The 16,509-nt window shown below is 48.8% G+C and carries 15 protein-coding genes, 4 tRNA genes and 1 pseudogene; 12 read left to right on the plus strand and 8 right to left on the minus strand.

The window, feature by feature from the left end; translation table 11 throughout:
• The 4 genes from ACO6V1_RS18020 to ACO6V1_RS18035 form a co-directional block, all read right to left on the minus strand.
• A partial coding sequence (locus ACO6V1_RS18020) for a hypothetical protein (protein ID WP_422467900.1) occupies window positions 1–273 on the minus strand: 273 nt, incomplete at its 3' end.
• Window positions 274–502: 229 nt separating this feature from the next.
• Window positions 503–1,267, minus strand: coding sequence for a MipA/OmpV family protein (locus ACO6V1_RS18025; RefSeq protein ID WP_422450261.1), 765 nt, complete (start codon window positions 1,265–1,267; stop codon window positions 503–505).
• A 54-nt stretch (window positions 1,268–1,321) separates the two neighbouring features.
• The gene (locus tag ACO6V1_RS18030) at window positions 1,322–2,707 is read right to left on the minus strand and encodes a sensor histidine kinase (RefSeq protein ID WP_422450262.1); all 1,386 of its coding nucleotides are present in this window, start codon (window positions 2,705–2,707) and stop codon (window positions 1,322–1,324) included.
• On the minus strand, window positions 2,688–3,380 hold the full coding sequence (locus ACO6V1_RS18035; RefSeq protein ID WP_422450263.1) for a response regulator transcription factor: 693 nt from the start codon (window positions 3,378–3,380) through the stop codon (window positions 2,688–2,690). The genes ACO6V1_RS18030 and ACO6V1_RS18035 overlap by 20 nt, the downstream gene beginning before the upstream one ends.
• A gap of 157 nt (window positions 3,381–3,537) precedes the next feature.
• On the opposite strand from ACO6V1_RS18035, the gene ACO6V1_RS18040 reads away from it, so the two are divergent.
• Entirely contained in the window at window positions 3,538–4,794 is a 1,257-nt protein-coding gene (locus tag ACO6V1_RS18040; RefSeq protein ID WP_422467902.1) for an alpha/beta hydrolase, read from the plus strand.
• A gap of 70 nt (window positions 4,795–4,864) precedes the next feature.
• Here ACO6V1_RS18040 and ACO6V1_RS18045 read toward each other — a convergent pair whose 3' ends face one another.
• The 3 genes from ACO6V1_RS18045 to ACO6V1_RS18055 form a co-directional block, all read right to left on the minus strand.
• Window positions 4,865–5,158: an accessory factor UbiK family protein gene (locus ACO6V1_RS18045; protein ID WP_422467904.1), complete on the minus strand. Its 294-nt coding sequence runs from the start codon at window positions 5,156–5,158 to the stop codon at window positions 4,865–4,867.
• 69 nt (window positions 5,159–5,227) lie between these two features.
• Window positions 5,228–6,217: an MBL fold metallo-hydrolase gene (locus ACO6V1_RS18050; protein WP_422467906.1), complete on the minus strand. Its 990-nt coding sequence runs from the start codon at window positions 6,215–6,217 to the stop codon at window positions 5,228–5,230.
• A 32-nt stretch (window positions 6,218–6,249) separates the two neighbouring features.
• Entirely contained in the window at window positions 6,250–6,423 is a 174-nt protein-coding gene (locus ACO6V1_RS18055; RefSeq protein ID WP_422467908.1) for a hypothetical protein, read from the minus strand.
• 771 nt (window positions 6,424–7,194) lie between these two features.
• On the opposite strand from ACO6V1_RS18055, the gene glnK reads away from it, so the two are divergent.
• Together glnK and ACO6V1_RS18065 are read left to right on the plus strand one after the other, a co-directional pair.
• Window positions 7,195–7,533 carry a P-II family nitrogen regulator gene (gene glnK / locus ACO6V1_RS18060; RefSeq protein ID WP_101744935.1) on the plus strand — a complete coding sequence of 113 codons (339 nt, stop codon included), beginning with the start codon at window positions 7,195–7,197 and terminating at the stop codon, window positions 7,531–7,533.
• 140 nt (window positions 7,534–7,673) lie between these two features.
• Window positions 7,674–8,924, plus strand: a complete 1,251-nt coding sequence (locus ACO6V1_RS18065) for an ammonium transporter (protein WP_269675358.1) — start codon at window positions 7,674–7,676, stop codon at window positions 8,922–8,924.
• Between the two features lie 165 nt (window positions 8,925–9,089).
• Here ACO6V1_RS18065 and ACO6V1_RS18070 read toward each other — a convergent pair whose 3' ends face one another.
• A complete protein-coding gene (locus ACO6V1_RS18070) occupies window positions 9,090–9,977 on the minus strand; it encodes a hypothetical protein (RefSeq protein WP_422450268.1) in 888 nt (295 codons plus the stop codon).
• 373 nt (window positions 9,978–10,350) lie between these two features.
• Between ACO6V1_RS18070 and ACO6V1_RS18075 the strand changes: the two genes are divergently transcribed.
• The 9 genes and pseudogenes from ACO6V1_RS18075 (at window position 10,351) to ACO6V1_RS18115 (ending at window position 16,414) form a co-directional block, all read left to right on the plus strand.
• Window positions 10,351–11,490, plus strand: coding sequence for a hypothetical protein (locus tag ACO6V1_RS18075; RefSeq protein WP_422450269.1), 1,140 nt, complete (start codon window positions 10,351–10,353; stop codon window positions 11,488–11,490).
• A gap of 7 nt (window positions 11,491–11,497) precedes the next feature.
• On the plus strand, window positions 11,498–12,055 hold the full coding sequence (locus tag ACO6V1_RS18080; RefSeq protein ID WP_422450270.1) for a hypothetical protein: 558 nt from the start codon (window positions 11,498–11,500) through the stop codon (window positions 12,053–12,055).
• Between the two features lie 129 nt (window positions 12,056–12,184).
• Window positions 12,185–12,781, plus strand: a pseudogene (locus ACO6V1_RS18085) (TDT family transporter); the annotation flags it as partial.
• A gap of 120 nt (window positions 12,782–12,901) precedes the next feature.
• Window positions 12,902–14,173: a cation:proton antiporter gene (locus ACO6V1_RS18090; RefSeq protein WP_422463528.1), complete on the plus strand. Its 1,272-nt coding sequence runs from the start codon at window positions 12,902–12,904 to the stop codon at window positions 14,171–14,173.
• 117 nt (window positions 14,174–14,290) lie between these two features.
• A complete protein-coding gene (gene gltX, locus ACO6V1_RS18095; RefSeq protein ID WP_422463530.1) occupies window positions 14,291–15,769 on the plus strand; it encodes a glutamate--tRNA ligase in 1,479 nt (492 codons plus the stop codon).
• A 231-nt stretch (window positions 15,770–16,000) separates the two neighbouring features.
• Window positions 16,001–16,076, plus strand: a tRNA-Ala gene (locus ACO6V1_RS18100).
• A gap of 19 nt (window positions 16,077–16,095) precedes the next feature.
• Window positions 16,096–16,171 (plus strand) — tRNA-Glu (locus ACO6V1_RS18105).
• Between the two features lie 55 nt (window positions 16,172–16,226).
• Window positions 16,227–16,302, plus strand: a tRNA-Gly gene (locus ACO6V1_RS18110).
• Window positions 16,303–16,338: 36 nt separating this feature from the next.
• Window positions 16,339–16,414: transfer RNA gene (locus tag ACO6V1_RS18115), tRNA-Gly, on the plus strand.
• Window positions 16,415–16,509 lie beyond the last annotated feature (95 nt).

Consider the following 16,509-nt stretch of genomic DNA (forward strand, 5'->3'; position numbering starts at 1 on the left):
ACACGAAGACTGCCTCTGCCTGGTCAGGGAGAGGAAGTAATGGACCTCCGCCAGGCCGCATGACCGCAGACGATCGCTTGTTGGCGGCGATGCCTGCCCAAAATTATTGATATCGCTGATTGATAAATAGCTGGCGATTTTGGCGAACACTTCCTGGGGGACGCGAACCCACCGGTGATCAAAGCGAGCCATATCACGGACGACTTCCGGCTTGATTTGATTGCCCGCTGTATCGACATCGGTACTGGTCTTTAACCCTGCTGCAGGTTGCATAATGTAACCCCCCAAGGTGACTCAGGCTGTTCAGGAAAAATAGCAACAATCGCAACATCCCGGGATTAAATATCGACAGAGCCACTACGGAGAAGCTGCATTTGTGGGTATCAACTTCTGCTCGGAATCATGAGAGTTTAATGGAGGGCTATATTTTCGGAGAGGTTCGGTAAGCATTCCCACGGAGGGCCGTGGGAACGAGGTGCCTGTGTATCAGCGCTTAGATGCACTAGAACATGTAGGCAACACCTGCCATCACAGAGGTCTGGTTGCTTTTGTCGACCAGCTGACTGTCGGTAACACTGCTGCTGAAACGGGTGTACTCAGCACCACCGACCAAAAGCCAGCGGGAAGAAAGTTGATAAGTAGCCATCACTTCCAGACCCATATCCACTCCGGCGTCGGCTTTGTAGGTGGAGAGTAATGGATTATTACCGGCTTCTTTGCTGGAAATGCCGTAGTAGTAATCATTGTAACCACTGCTACGCCAGGTTGCGGACGCAGCCGTTTCAATGCTAAACCGATCAGTAATCTGGAACTCCCTGCCCAGTTCGAACCCGACACTGATATCGGACTTGGTGTCGTTAAGGACGGATGCCGTCAGTTCAGCCCACTGCATGTCGTATCCCAGAGTCAGACCGTATCCAATACCTGCTTTACGTTCATCCAGCCCTTTGAAAAGATCGTTATCTTTAACATTGTCTTGTTCAAAACCAGAGCCGACTCCCAGGCTGATCACCGGAGACAGGCTCCAGTTGTTCCCTTCAAGGAGCGTGTAACCCGCCTGTTCTCCACGCACCCAGAAATCACCATACTCAATGTGGGCAATGGGTTGAGGATTGGTTTCGCCATCCACACCTTTATAAATGCTGCTCTCATGGGAGGCACCCAGGCCCAGGATCATTTCCCAGTCATTTTCTGCGGCATGGGCAGTGCTGGCCAGTCCAAAAGTGGCCAGCAGACTGGCTGCAGTCGCAATTGATCGTACAGTCATTATTGTCATCCGTTGCTGTCAAAACTGGCAACGATGATAAGATCATGAGAGTGATCAGTTTGTGATTGCGTTGTGAACAGGTTGTGAAAACAGTATCTTGATGACGGCTCCTGATGGCGTGTCGGCCCCTTCGGGTTTTCGGTTGTTAATCTCCAGCCGCCAGTGTCGTGCCTGACAGATTCGTGCAACAATGCTCAATCCCAGCCCCAGACCACTGACGTGTGCTTTTTCCCAGGGTTTCAGTAAACGGGGAATGGCTTCATCTTTAAATCCTGGTCCAGAGTCTTGTATCCATAGCCTGCTGTCATTAGCAAAAATGGTCACTTCGCCAGAGTCTGTGTACTGGCAGGCGTTACGCACCAGGTTATCCAGCATAATACTGAATATGACCGGAGGCAAAGAGGCGGTGACCGAGGTCGGCACCTGATTATGCAGTGTGACGGGTTTGTGAGCTACCAGGTATTGATGCCGATCCAGGGATTGCTCTACCGTGGTGTGCAGGCTGATGGTTTGAGTTGCTTCACAGATCGACTCTTCACGACTGAGCTGAAGAAAACTCTCTATTAGATTTTTCATGTCTTCAGTGGCACGGGTTATTCGTTGCAATGGGCGCTGAATACCGGGGTTATCAATGACAGCAAGTTGCAGAATTTCCGAAGCCATAGCAATGTTAGTAATCGGTGTCCGCAATTCATGGCTGGCATCCCGGGTGAATTGTTTTTCCCGATCTATCATCCTGCTGATGCGCAGGAGCAGTTTATTAATGTATCGGGCTACCGCGCCCACTTCATCGTGGTAATAGTCGCCTGCCAGCTGTTGTTCACTGGAGAAATCCAGGGTATCCAGATCCTGTTTCAGCCGGGTCAATGGCGCAATCACGAAGTGGCTGACCTGCAAGCCAGTTATCCATGCCAGACCCAGCATAACCAGACTGCAAACAACAATAGAGAGTGCTATTTTCCAGGGAGTGTCGCTTTGGCCCCGGTCAAACTGGCTGATATCGATTAAGTAATAAAAAAATGTGTCTGATCCATAACTCTGGGGTAGAGGAGACCGAACGATCTGAAAAACCTTTTGATCGTGGGTGTATTCAAAAATCTCAAAGCCTTGCTGACTGGTATCAACATAGACATCAATGTATGGGGAGTCAGAAAGTGATTCCGTTGTTAAAGCGTCATGGCCCAGGTAAGCCAGTAACTGCGAGTCATTGCCGACCTTCCAGGTGCCCACTGTGTTCAGGCGTTTTAATACCTCGAAATGATCCAGATAAAGAGAACGGTACTGCTCTGCCTCATTGGCTATCTGCCAGTTAAACATGGTGTCTTCCCCTGTTTCAAAGGCGACGAACAGAAACAGACTGAAGATGACGTTGGCTATCAACCCGAATATAAGACAGGCTGCCAGTATTCGGAACCGAAGGCTATTGACCAGTTTCATCATCACCTTCCTGTTGAGCCATCCGAAAGCCCCAGCCCGGAACGGTTTGAATCAGGGGTTGCCCAAAGGGTTTATCAATTTTTTGACGAAGTTTATAGATGTGGCTGCGCAGGGAGTCACTGTCGGGCAGTTCATCTCCCCAAAGCTGATACTCCAGAGTTTTGCGGGAAACTGCTGCGGGATAGTGCTCCATGAGTACTCTTAATAGCTTGAAGTTATTAGGAGAGAGCTGAATTTTTTCCCCCTGTCGATGAACCTCCTGAGTATCAATGTTTACTGTCAGGTCAGATAGATTGAGCGTGGAGGAATGAGTGCTTAAACGTCGGCTAATCGCTTCCAGGCGGGCGTAGAGCTCTTTCAGTTCAAAAGGTTTCACCAAATAGTCATCGGCTCCGGAGGCGAAACCCGCCAGTTTGTCCTCCAGTGTATCCCGGGCGGTCAGAAAAATGACCGGAGTTTTATCTTTCCGGTGCCCTCTGAGAACCTGGCATAGCTCCAGACCATCCATGTTTGGCATGGCGATATCAAAGATGTACAGATCATATTCATGGCTGGTCGCAAGGTTAAGGCCGGACATGCCATCATAGGCGTAGTCGCACTGATGACCTTTGAATTCAAGATAGTCGGCAATACTGGCGGTGATATCAGCATTGTCTTCAACGATTAATATACGCATGGCTTAACGGATAACATGGCTTAACGGAAAAAAAAGAGAAGGCTCTGGATATCATGTGGCCTGTGAACATTTTGTGAAGCTTACTACTTCACGACTTGTTCACAAAAGTACTTATAAGATTGAGCGGAAATCATGGTAAACAATGCAGGTTAATAAAATGAAAAGGACTCAAAGGCTGTTGCTGTTAACTCCTTTGTTTGCAGCATTAGCTGCATGCACGGGGGGCATTCAACCCACAGCGTTACAGAATAAGGCATCTGACACTAATCTTCAGCAGCACGAAGAGTTTCGTGGCGGTGAAGTCGAGTCAAGTGATCAGGAGCACTGGTATCGTGAACTACGGTTGTCGGATTGGAAAGCGCTCGGAGTTACCGAAAGTGACTTTGAAACCGTACTGCCACGGATCAATAGCAGCGGTCCACTGCGGGACACCATAACGGTATATGGCCCCGGTCAATGGACTTACGAATGGACCCGGCATGCAGAGAAAGTAGCGTCTCAACAGCCACCTTCAGCTCAGACTGCTGCTCTTTTACAACGAGTATCCGGACTCTATTTAACCGCCTCTTATCCGAACCTTCTCAGCGATCATGAGCAGGCGGCATTGAGAAATGCCGTTGATTATTACGTGAAAGCAGGGCTGAAAATGGGGCAGCGTATCGCCATCATTGATATGCCTCTGTCGCAGGGCGGCAGTATCAAAGGGCTTTTGCATTTACCTAGACAACTGGCAGAAAACGACAAAAAACTGCCTGTTATTCTCTGGACCGGAGGCGTAGACAAAACTCTGGTTGAGCACTTTCAGAGTGCTAAAAAATATACAGACACCGGTTATGCGGTCATTACATTTGATATTCCCGGAGGTGGCCTGAACAGGGCATTAAAAGTTTCTCCGGGTACAGAAGCTGAGGCACATAATGCCGCTTTGGCTTACGTGAACAACTCAACGCTTCTGAATGAAAAACGGGTGGCGGCATTGTCATCTTCCGGGGGTGGTCTGAGTTTAATGGAGTTCACTGTTGCTACCCCTGAACTTAAGGCTGTGGTCGCACGTTGTGCGCTGGTAGATGGTGTTTTGACTCAACCTGAAAAGTTGCAATATTTGCCGGCAATGAGTGTCGATTCCTTTTTTGCACGTCAGGGGCTGACTTATAAAGGGCTTGATAATCCGGGGCGGTATACCATTCCATTGTCACTGAAAACCAAGGGCTACTTTGATGGTAAACCCCACACCAGTGTACCGTTGCTGGTGATTAATACCAAAGATGACCCGGTAGCTTCGCCGAAAGATATGAGAGCGACGGCGGCAATGTCTTCTGATAGTGAAATAGCATTCTTCGGTGAAGCGGGTCACTGCCCGGAAGGTGCAGAAGCGGAAAATAAAATATACCGTTTTATTACTGAAAGGATCTGACAAAGTTATTTCAGGGTAGTTCACAAGTTGGCGCCTGTCTTAAGCCGCAGGCGCAGAGGCTGGAGAGTGATTAATGGTCAGCGCTTTGCTGGTTATCGTTGCTGCTGTCTTCCGGCACTTCTTGTTCTGCTTTAAATGCTTCCATCTCTTTTTCCAGCGCTTCAAGGCGCTCTCGGGTGTGCCTCAGAACAGCAACCTGGGTATCAAACTCATCACGGGTGACCAGCTCCAGTTTTGACAGGGCACTGCCCACCAGTGCCTTGATATTTTTTTCGATATCTTCCCGGGTCTGGCTTTTGTCACCGTTAAAGAGTTCACCGGCTTTGGTGGCGATGGTATTAATCAGGGCGGCTTTATCGATCATGGTTATCGCTTGGCTGATGGTCAGAAAAGAGAAGGATACCGCAATAACAGCAAGGTAACGATCCGGAACTTATAATTGCTCAAATAAAGCCGTAATCTTTCCGGGTTTGATCACAATAAAGTCGTTATCGGCAACGCCATGCTGCTGTTTGGCGAGCTGCAGATCTTCCGGTGGTTGCAACATCGGCTCATTGGTTAGCATAAAGCTGCCCCAGTGCATCGCCAGCGACAGGCGTGAGCCAACATCGTTGTGGATATGCACGGCTTCTTCCGGATTGACATGGATCTCTTTCATAAACCAGCGTGGCTCGTAGGCACCAATCGGTACCATGGCCATATCCATGTAGCCGAAGTGCTCACCAATGGCTTTAAAATCTGAACTGTAGCCAGTATCCCCGGCAAAATAAAAGCGTTTACCCGGTTCAGCTGCTTCAGTCGCCGCTTCAAATACCCAGCCACACCAGAGCGTTCGATCCGGAAATATTGAACGGCCACTGAAGTGCTGACAAGGTACTGCCGTGTATGTCCAGCCGCGATGGGTATGGGATTCCCACCAGTCCAGCTCGACCCAGTTAGCTATACCATGTTTGCTGAACCATTGGCCTAAGCCCAGGGGCAGCATAAACAGGGGTGGATTGTCTTTTTGTTTTTTCTGAATGGCTAATACTGAGTTTCGATCAAGATGGTCGTAATGGTCGTGAGAAATTACCACCACATCCACGTGGGGTAAGGCAGCAATATCGATCGCTGGTGGAGAGTAGCGCCTGGGGCCAGCCCACTGTACAGGAGATGCCCGTTCAGAAAAGTGTGGGTCGGTAATGATATTCATACCCCGGTGGCGAATTAAAAAGGTCGCATGACCAATCCAGCTGGTCAGGGATTTATCTGAATTCTCAAAGACCGAATAATCATCGTCTACCACCGGAATAGAAACTTTCTCCGGCAGTGCCTCGGTGATTTTCCATTTCAAGATGTTCCATAACGAGCGATGATGCATTTGCATAGCATCGTTATTGCGAAAGCCGCCATTCGGCAGATGATGTTTTTTTGAGCGATTCACCGCAGCTACCCCATCTTATTTTGTTAATCAATTTAGCGCGGAGCAACACCTCGGATAAATTTAGGTATCGCCGCACGGCCATAACTCTGTTCGCTGACAATGTTTAAATCGTCGTCAAACACAAAATAGTCCATGACCTCATCCAGACGCTGATTGGAAAACGCATCGTTAAAGGTGTGCAATACATTGCGTATATCATTTGCCATCGGTATTTTTTCCTGCCTTATTATTTGCCAGTAGGATTTATCACATGCCGCCGGTGAGGTAAAGGCGTTCTATTGTCGCCCCGCGCTGAACAGGCGTTGTGGGAGAGATAGGCTCACCCCATAAAAATAACCAAAAAAGCGGGGGAGGAAATGCCATGAAAAATGTGACGATCACCGGCAGGCGGCAGTGGTTTTTCTCAGGGGCGATCAGCTGTTGTCGATATATTAAACGACAATAGGCAGGTATTGGTTGGAGAGTTTCTTTAGTGATAATATGGCCAGGCCTTGCAACTACACCTACTGAGGGCGGCCATGACCAGTATGGTACTGTAGGTATTCGCGCTTTTCTGTACTGATATTACATCATCGACTCAGCTGCTCTGTGATGAGGCATCAAGTCTGGGTAGTTGCAGGATTTTTTGATGAGTGCACTGCTTTGGTGCGCTTTTTTGGGTGGGGGATTTGGTTTTAGTGCATCAAATGGGTGCGTATCCGATTTCGCCGCTCATTTGAGTCCATGAAACCTTCAACCATGCCCATTTATGGGGATAGATAAAAACTGGCACAGAGCCTGCTTAGACAGGAGTAACCATTTAACCAGTGCCGGGCGGGATGCCTGAAATCAAGACTGGCAGGGTTGGTTTTTCCTTTTACAGGCCGGGAAATAAAACAGACGGTTGTAACACAAAGGGAAAAGCGTAGACTTTGGAAGCTATCGCATCCAGGTCACCCCTCCCGGATGAATATTAAGTAGAGCCAGGAGAATAATGCATGAAGTTAGTATCAGCCATTATCAAGCCGTTCAAGCTTGATGACGTGCGGGAAGCGCTTTCTGATATCGGCGTTCAGGGTATTACTGTGACAGAGGTCAAGGGCTTTGGTCGCCAGAAAGGCCATACCGAACTGTATCGCGGTGCAGAGTATGTTGTGGACTTTCTGCCAAAGGTAAAGATTGAAGTGGCTATCTCGGATGATCTGCTGGATCAGGTGATTGAAGCAGTGTCCAATGCCGCCAATACCGGCAAAATCGGTGACGGAAAAATATTCGTGACCTCTCTGGAGCAGGCTATTCGGATCCGTACCGGAGAGACTGGCATCGACGCTATTTAAGTGCCAGTCAAAGGCATGACTCATCAGCAGCCACTGATGACATCGCCGAGCAGTATCAGTGATATACAGCTTTGAGCTAAATACAGCCCTGGGCTGAAAAGAAAGATAAAAAAGATGTGAATTTTACTGGGAGGGGTCCCGTGGAAGATATAACTCAGCTGTCGTATGCGCTCGACACTTTTTATTTCCTGATGTGTGGTGCACTGGTCATGTGGATGGCCGCTGGTTTTGCCATGCTGGAAGCCGGTCTGGTGCGCTCCAAGAACACCGTTGAAATTCTGACCAAGAACATTGCCCTGTTTGCCATTGCCTGCACCATGTACTTGCTCTGTGGTTATCAGATCATGTATCCGGGGGCTAACGAAGGCGGCATCATGCCTCTGTTCGGTACGCTGCTGGGCACTGAGAACAGCGTCGAGTCGGTGCTGGGTGGTGGTGAAGATGCACCTTACTACTCTCTGCGTTCTGACTTCTTCTTCCAGGTGGTCTTCGTAGCTACTGCCATGTCCATCGTTTCCGGTGCCGTTGCTGAGCGCATGAAACTGTGGGCCTTCCTGCTGTTTGCGGTCTTTATGACGGGCTTCATCTATCCGGTACAGGGTTTCTGGAAATGGGGCGGTGGCTTCCTGAACGAAGCTGGCTTCCAGGATTTTGCCGGTTCCGGCGTGGTGCACATGGCGGGTGCTTCTGCTGCCCTGGCGGGTGTGCTGCTGCTGGGTGCCCGTAAAGGCAAGTACGCATCTAACGGTTCCGTTAATGCCATGCCTGGCGCTAACCTGCCACTGGCTACTCTGGGTACCTTTATCCTGTGGCTGGGCTGGTTCGGTTTCAACGGCGGCTCTCAGCTGAAGATTGCTGATGTTGAAAATGCCAACGCTGTTGCCCAGATTTTTGTCAACACCAATGCTGGTGCCGCCGGTGGTGTTATTGCTGCCCTGATCGTTGCCAGACTGTTGTTTGGTAAGGCTGACCTGACCATGGCTCTGAACGGTGCCCTGGCGGGTCTGGTTGCCATTACCGCAGAGCCGCTGACGCCAACTGCCCTGGGTGCAACGCTGATCGGTGCTGTTGGTGGTGCACTGGTTGTCTTCTCTATCCTGGCGCTGGACAAACTGCGTATTGATGATCCGGTGGGAGCCATCTCTGTCCACGGTGTTGTGGGTATCTGGGGTCTGCTGGCGGTACCTCTGACCAACAGCGACGCTAGCCTGGGTGCTCAGCTGTTGGGTATTGGCAGCATCTTCGCCTGGGTGTTCGGTGCTTCCCTGGTTGTCTGGGGTGTGATCAAGGTAATCATGGGACTGCGTATCTCCGAAGAAGAAGAGTACGAGGGTGCTGACCTTACTGAGTGTGGTATGGAAGCGTATCCGGAGTTTACTAGCAAGTCTTGAGGCATGTAAAAGCTGACATTGAACAACTACGTAGATGTCGCTACAACCATATCGTGGTAGTAGCGACAGTTGACAAAATCGTTGACAAAAAAGACCCCGGCATCAATACACTTTGTATTGTCTCGCCGGGGTCTTTTTTATATAACTTTGGGCTATACCTTTGGGCTATGGCAGTTTCAGATCCAGATCCTTTGCAACACCACTTTGCAAATAGGATTTCAACTCTTGATAGTGGGGCTGAATCTCCGGGCTGTTGAGTTCTCCCAGCCAGAATGTCCAGTTCATTTTTTTCTCACTGCCATCTATAGCCTGGACTGCTCTGAGACCAAAATAGAGCGGTTGGCTGTCCTTGTCTGCATCAGTGCCGGTCATGATGTAAGAAGCTCCTACTAAATTATCGGGCATACTTTGATGTGACAATGGGAGATCTTTCAGGCATTTGTTCTGTTCGTTGGCCATTTCTCCCTGATAAATTGCCTGCTGTTTGGTGTCTCTGATCTGCATACCGCTCTCAGGGTAGGCTATGTAGAGGGTCACTTTTTCAGGGTCTGATTTGGCCAGGTTTCTAACGGTGACAGTTCTGTCGCTAATGGTTTTCGCCCGTGCACTGTCACCTTGCATATGTATGGACATGGCTTCAGGGGGGGCTGTATTCTCGGGAGAAACCAGCGGGGTTGCAGGGGCTTTCGTATGAAATAACACCATCACCCTGGTGACGGTTCTTTCTTCAATTAGCTTTGAGAGTGTCTGTTCGAAAATGGTTTGCATGCCTACGCCAATGGGGCGTAATGTTTTGTCAAAATCTGAAAGTTCAATTACTTTAACTTTTGAAACCTCTTGAAAGCGCTTTAATATTTCTGACTTGATTGTATCGTCACTCTCGTCTGAATCGGAGACTGGCTTATAAGCTCCATGTTGGAGTTTAAAGCCGGATTGCAAACTGAGTTGAACGTGGGGAATCACTTTTTTAAACCTCTCGCCGTGAGTGCAGCCGGTCAAAACAAAGACAAGTGTATTGAGGATCAATGCTTTTAGAGCATTAGAAAGTTTCATGTTTTGTCGTGCAGGCTGATTTTTGTTGGACTGGAGTTGTAAAGGTAGAACAGGATTTGGATATTTCAATCTTTGGTTAAGTAGTTAACCAAATGAAATCGTATATTTCTGACTAAGTTGTCAGTCACTCTGCGGCGTTGCAACTCCGGTCACATAGCTATGGCTATGCTCCCTACGTTGCGCCTTGCATAGCAACTGCCCACTTAGCCAGAAATATACGATTCCATTTGGCCAACTACTTAACTACTTACGCCTGGATATGCTGAAAACTTGAAAAAACACAGCTTTATTTAAAATATGAAATTAAGCAGGAACCTATCTGGATTTTTGTGGTCTGCACTGATCCGAGTTTAAGAAATGTAAGGTTATGCTTATGATTTCTCCCTCCTCTTCTCCTGTTACTGGAGCTGATCAATCACCGTCTTATGAAGAATCAATGACACAAAATGCTGTATTGGGGAATCACGATGTTCAATCTGCTTCCGCTGATGCAACAGTAAGTTTAAGGTATCAAGCTACAGTTCCGGTTCTGCCGGAAACTTCCCAAAAGGCAAATGTTGACACGCATAAAGTCAGTGCCGTTTCAGTCTGTAGTGGAAGTACACACAAATCCCCGGGAAAGCCTGATAACTCAGCCTCTGAGCTTCCCTCCGGGGAATCAGCAGACACACTGGTTTCCACTTTTATTGCAAACAATCCAACAATAGCATATTGCCTTCGTAACCCAGAGTTTCATAAGGCTGCGGTTACAATGTTAGCTTTGTATTCCCTGCATTCTAAACCTCAGTCTGATGATGATTCGCAAGAACCAAAAAGTAAGTCAAAAAAGGCTTTATGTGAACTTGTTATGAATAATATTGAGTGTTTCAATATAATATTTCCTTATATAGCGGTTCCCGGCTGCGGTCGTTTAGATCCTGTAAGATTTCTGGGGGTTATGCTCTCTCTATGTGAAAGCGCTTATCAAGATGCTTTTCCAAAAACAGTTATCAGCATTGGCTCGGGGCAAGCATTTCTTGAAAAATGTTTTGATTCGATGGGAGGAGTCGGCGTGAAATGCTACGACCGTGAACCGCTAACCAGGTTTTTACCTGTTGAACAAGCTGAGTTCCCAAAAGATATTAACAAGTGCCTGCCTGATGATTGCAGTAGTTGTTTATTGGTTTCAGGATATCCCCAAGGGTATTTAGGCCCTGTGCTCACGGAATTTATCCGACGGGGAGGGGAGATGCTCTGCACCACTGTTGAGGGTGGTTTGTTTAGTGATATGCATGAAGGATATGAAGATAATCCCAAGGTTCTCAGGGATGGGATTAAAAAGTTAAGGAAGAAGAATGGAGCGTTCTTTGAGGTTCAATTAACGGATTACACTCTGATGGGGCCTGCGTCATTTATCCAGTTTTACAACTGGCCATCAAGCGTTAAGCAGCTAATGTTTGATTCCAGGATTTTGAATGGTTTGTGTTCCGATATCGAATTTCCTCGATTCCTGACATCACGTTCACGTAGATAAAATGATTATGCAAAATGTCACTGCTGTAACTATAACGCAATCCACAGGTTATGCTACCCCTTCGGGTGCGGGTGATCATTTGTTATCCCCCGCCCTTGCTGCACTTGGCGCTGTGCGTCCGACACCTGGCCTGGATCCGCCAGAACAAACGATTTCTACAAATGGCATTGAATCGATAACAGACAGAAATGTGGAATTAGTACAGGGCCCTCTCCGTAATGAAATCAACGGAGCTTTTCGAGGCGTTGCCAGCACTGACGCAGCGGGTACTTCATCCGTAGATATAGATTCAGAAAGGGCCTTGATAATGAAGATGAAGAATGTAATAACGAAATCTGTTGGAGTTCTGACTTATAGGAATGTACACGTGTGCGGTGTCGCAGCGAAGGGCAGCACCAGGGGCCAACTTCAGTTGAAACTTATGGCTAATCACGATTGCAGCCAGGAGGTGAGGCAGCAATTGCTCACCGACGTGGAATTCTACCTGCAGAATAATGTTCCGCAGTGGTTGCGCGATGAGTTTACACTGGTGATTGAATACGGCGGGCCTATAGAAGCTCTGTAGGCAGGCTTTTCTCATAGCGCCGGGTCGTCGGGGATTTTCGGTAATTCTGGATGGACCCGGTTTCGCTAGTGAGATATCAATAAAACTTAATCTCACTATCCATAAGTTTGATTTTTCTTATTCGCTGTTGGGTTATATCTTTATTCCAACTATTTCCATTTGCACCAAATGGTTCCAAGCTGGTTTGTGCCGCCCGTTGGCATTATTGTCGCGGCAGTGACCAGCAAGGGTATGGGGCATGAGAAACTTGTCTTTACGTTGTTTGTTTTTGGACTATGCTGCTACTTCATAAAGCTGCCAGTGATGTTGTATCGTTTGACTTTCAGAGAGAAAATTCCTGATGCTGCACTGCCCACATTTGCCATTATGGCGGCACCGGCGAGTCTTTCTCTGGCGGGCTACCTGTCCATAACTGACCAGCCGAATTACTTACTGGTTGCGGTCCTGCTGCCATTGGCTATTTTTATGACGAGTCTGGTCTATGTTGCGTTTGTTCGCTTACTGCGCCTGCCGTTTTCGCCAGGATATGCTGCTTTCACATTTCCAATGGTAATTGGGGCTACAGCGTTGTTTAAGCTGGCAGATATACTTCATCAACAGGGCTATCAAACAGTTTGTGATGTTATTAACAATCTGGCCGGTTTTGAACTTTTGGTGGCGACGGGGATCGTACTTTATGTTGCCCTCCGCTATCTCTGGTATTACTTCTCACCTCGCCATCCCTGATGTATGTCGAGATATGGACTGACCGGTCAATATGGCCACGGGTAAATTGTACCCTTGGCCTGAAATGCCGAGCTTATGATCCCTCTTCATTTCGGCATTTATTTATTAACGGAACAGGAAATGTCGGTAACACACTCTGGCGCTGGTCTCGCCATCCCTATGCTGATCTTTTGCGGCCTGTTTTTACTGGCGGCCATTTCGGCAATCCTGCTTAAAAAGCTGCGTTTTCCCTATACCATTGGGCTGGTTGTGATCGGTATGGCCCTGGGGATGGCGGCTGAATATTCTGAAATACTGGCACCTCTACTCCGTCTTTCCCTGACTCATGACCTGATTATGTACGTTTTGCTCCCCGTACTGGTGTTTGAGGCGGCCATCAATATAAAGTTTTCCGCCCTGATGAAAGAGCTGGTGCCTGTATTGATGCTGGCCATTGTGGGAGTGATTTTGTCTACCCTGGTTCTCGGTGTGATTCTGGGTGAGTTGACGCCTTTGACGCTGGCGAGCGCGCTGCTGTTTGGTGCGCTGATTTCGGCAACGGATCCAGTGGCCGTGATTGCGCTGTTTAAAGAGGTGAAAGCGCCTGAACGGATGTCTCTGCTGATGGATGCAGAGAGTTTGTTTAACGATGCAACCGCGATCGTTATGTTTGGCATTGTGCTCTCGATTATCCAATCGGGAACAGGGCTGTCTGGTAGCACGGCTTTTGCTGCCTTTGTCGAGTTCTTAAGGGTTTTCTTTGGCGGGATTTTTGTGGGTGCGGCCATGGGGGCAGCCATGCTGGTGCTGCTCAGGTTGTCCCGGGGGATGCCTTATGTGCATATTGCTCTGACAACTATCCTGGCTTTTACCAGCTTTATTATTGCTGACCATGTCTTTGAAACGTCCGGTGTCATGTCGGTTATCGCTGCCGGGATTGTCACTCGCAGCTACGGCCGTCGGGCCATGGCTGACTTTATGACATTGCGTCACCTGGATCCTTACTGGGAGTTTATGGCATTTGTAGCCAATAGCTTTATTTTCCTGCTGTTAGGGTTAAGTGAGGACTTCCTGCTGCGGAGTATTGAGCGGCTCGGTATGATCTACCCCACGTTAATCATTGCTATTGTCGCCGTTCTTACGGCGCGCTTTCTGGTGGTATATCTGTTGCTGCCCGTCAGTAACCTGATGCCATTGAGTAATAAAGTGGACAGCAATTCAATGAAGGTGATGTTCTGGGGCGGATTGAGAGGGGCTGTGCCTGTTGCCCTGATGCTATCGATCCCGGACTCCATGCCTGAAAAGCGCATGATCATAGAAATGACGCTGGCCGTTATTCTTTTCTCACTGTTGATTCAGGGTACTACCATTGGCTGGTTGATGTCCCGTTTAGGGATAAAAAGGGAAGCCTGAAGCCACTGAATTCAATCAATATTTGGGTGCTGTTGGCTCTCAGCCTTATAATACCTGTTTTGGCATTCTGTCAGCCTGCGCCCATTGGGGCCCGGGCGTTATTGAGAAAGCAATTCCATGACTGTACGCACCCGTATTGCACCTTCCCCTACCGGCGATCCTCATGTCGGTACTGCCTATATCGCCCTGTTTAATCTGGCGTTTGCCAAGAGTCAGGGCGGCCAGTTCCTGCTTCGTATAGAAGATACGGATCAAACCAGAAGTACCCCTGAATCCGAGCAACAGATTCTCGACTCGCTGCGCTGGCTTGGTTTGAATTGGGATGAGGGGCCTGATGTTGGCGGCCCACACGGCCCTTATCGGCAGAGTGAGCGCCGGGAAATCTACGCTGATCATGCTCAAATCCTGTTGGATAAAGGGCATGCGTTCCGTTGCTTCTGCTCATCAGAGCGTCTTGATGCCCTGCGTGCAGAACAAACGGCGAACAAGCAGACACCCGGGTACGATGGTCACTGCCTGCATCTTTCTGAACACGACGTTCAGGTCAGGCTGAATGCGGGCGAGCCTCACGTTGTCCGGATGAAAGTGCCTGAGAGTGGCGTCTGCACAGTGGATGATATGCTCCGTGGTACCATCGAGATTGACTGGTCCCAGGTGGATATGCAGGTGCTGGTGAAAGCCGATGGCATGCCAACCTATCACCTGGCCAACGTTGTTGATGACCACCTGATGGAAATCACGCATGTTATTCGTGGTGAGGAGTGGATCAACTCTGCGCCCAAGCATCAGTTGTTGTACCAATACTTTGGCTGGCAGATGCCTGTGCTCTGTCATATGCCGTTGTTGCGAAACCCTGATAAGAGCAAGTTGTCCAAGCGCAAGAACCCAACCTGTATTACTTACTATCGTGATATGGGGTATCTGCCGGAAGCACTGTTGAACTACCTGGGTCGTATGGGCTGGTCCATGCCAGATGAGCGGGAAAAGTTCAGCCTGGAAGAGATGCTGGCGGATTTTGATCTCAAAAGGGTCTCACTGGGTGGCCCGATTTTTGACCAGGAAAAACTGTCCTGGTTGAATGCCAGCTGGATTCGCGAAAACCTGACCACAGCGCAATTTGCTGATCGCCTGCATCACTGGTTACTGAACCGTGACTACCTGATGAAGTTTCTGCCAATGGCGAAAGAGCGGGTTGAGCGTCTCAGCGATTTTGCTCCTATTGCTGCCTTTATGTTCTCAGGTATGCTGAATCTGTCGCCTGAAGACTTTGCCCATAAAAAGCTGGAAGCGGGTGATGTTAAGAAGGTGTTGCAGTTCACGCTCTGGAAGCTTGAACAGCTGCGCCAGTGGCAGCGTGATCAGATTTTCGCGGAACTTAAAGGGCTTTCCAAAGCGATGGACATTAAGCTGGGTGATTTTAATCATCCTGTCTTTGTTGCTATTGCCGGTACGCCAAACTCCTGGTCTGTTATGGAGTCCATGGAGATCCTGGGCCCGGATATGACGCGTGCACGCCTGCGTCATGCTGTTGAGGTGTTGGGTGGCGTTTCCAAAAAAGAAGCGAAACGTCTGGAAAAAGAGTTTGCAGCGCTTTAACCCGACGGCTTCTTTGGGCTAAGGCCGGTTGTCTACCGGCCTGTTCTATAGATGCATATATAACTGCACTATTATTTGATCATAATTTTTATAAGCGACGCTTGACAGGATAGGGGGGCATCCATATCATTCGCCCTGCGTTTCGGGGGTGGCAAAACAAAGCTTCCTTCGAAAGGTGCTAAAGCAAAAGCAGTTGTTGAATACGCTAAGTATTGTTGCTGCGAAGGTTTTGGGGCTATAGCTCAGCTGGGAGAGCGCAACACTGGCAGTGTTGAGGTCAGCGGTTCGATCCCGCTTAGCTCCACCAAACATCGTTCGATGTTTGCGTCCCCTTCGTCTAGTGGCCTAGGACACCGCCCTTTCACGGCGGTAACAGGGGTTCGAGTCCCCTAGGGGACGCCACTTAATTCTCTTGACCAGAGAGCAGGATTTGAAGAATCCTTAACATGTCTTCATTGCGGGAATAGCTCAGTTGGTAGAGCGCAACCTTGCCAAGGTTGAGGTCGCGAGTTCGAACCTCGTTTCCCGCTCCAGATTAAGACTTGAAGCTGTCTTTAAAATGTTTCACTGCGGGAATAGCTCAGTTGGTAGAGCGCAACCTTGCCAAGGTTGAGGTCGCGAGTTCGAACCTCGTTTCCCGCTCCAGATTCAGACTTGAAGCTGTCTTTAAAATGTTTCACTGCGGGAATAGCTCAGTTGGTAGAGCGCAACCTTGCCAAGGTTGAGGTCGCGAGTTCGAG

Source organism: Endozoicomonas sp. ALC013, from assembly GCF_049310205.1.
Taxonomy (GTDB): domain Bacteria; phylum Pseudomonadota; class Gammaproteobacteria; order Pseudomonadales; family Endozoicomonadaceae; genus Endozoicomonas.

Coding starts and splice junctions, on each gene's coding strand:
- ACO6V1_RS18025 (WP_422450261.1), bottom strand. CDS start 1,267: ATGACTGTACGATCAATTGCGACTGCAGCCAGTCTGCTGGCCACTTTT.
- ACO6V1_RS18030 (WP_422450262.1), bottom strand. CDS start 2,707: ATGATGAAACTGGTCAATAGCCTTCGGTTCCGAATACTGGCAGCCTGT.
- ACO6V1_RS18035 (WP_422450263.1), bottom strand. CDS start 3,380: ATGCGTATATTAATCGTTGAAGACAATGCTGATATCACCGCCAGTATT.
- ACO6V1_RS18040 (WP_422467902.1), top strand. CDS start 3,538: ATGAAAAGGACTCAAAGGCTGTTGCTGTTAACTCCTTTGTTTGCAGCA.
- ACO6V1_RS18045 (WP_422467904.1), bottom strand. CDS start 5,158: ATGATCGATAAAGCCGCCCTGATTAATACCATCGCCACCAAAGCCGGT.
- ACO6V1_RS18055 (WP_422467908.1), bottom strand. CDS start 6,423: ATGGCAAATGATATACGCAATGTATTGCACACCTTTAACGATGCGTTT.
- glnK (WP_101744935.1), top strand. CDS start 7,195: ATGAAGTTAGTATCAGCCATTATCAAGCCGTTCAAGCTTGATGACGTG.
- ACO6V1_RS18070 (WP_422450268.1), bottom strand. CDS start 9,977: ATGAAACTTTCTAATGCTCTAAAAGCATTGATCCTCAATACACTTGTC.
- ACO6V1_RS18075 (WP_422450269.1), top strand. CDS start 10,351: ATGATTTCTCCCTCCTCTTCTCCTGTTACTGGAGCTGATCAATCACCG.
- ACO6V1_RS18080 (WP_422450270.1), top strand. CDS start 11,498: ATGCAAAATGTCACTGCTGTAACTATAACGCAATCCACAGGTTATGCT.
- ACO6V1_RS18090 (WP_422463528.1), top strand. CDS start 12,902: ATGTCGGTAACACACTCTGGCGCTGGTCTCGCCATCCCTATGCTGATC.
- gltX (WP_422463530.1), top strand. CDS start 14,291: ATGACTGTACGCACCCGTATTGCACCTTCCCCTACCGGCGATCCTCAT.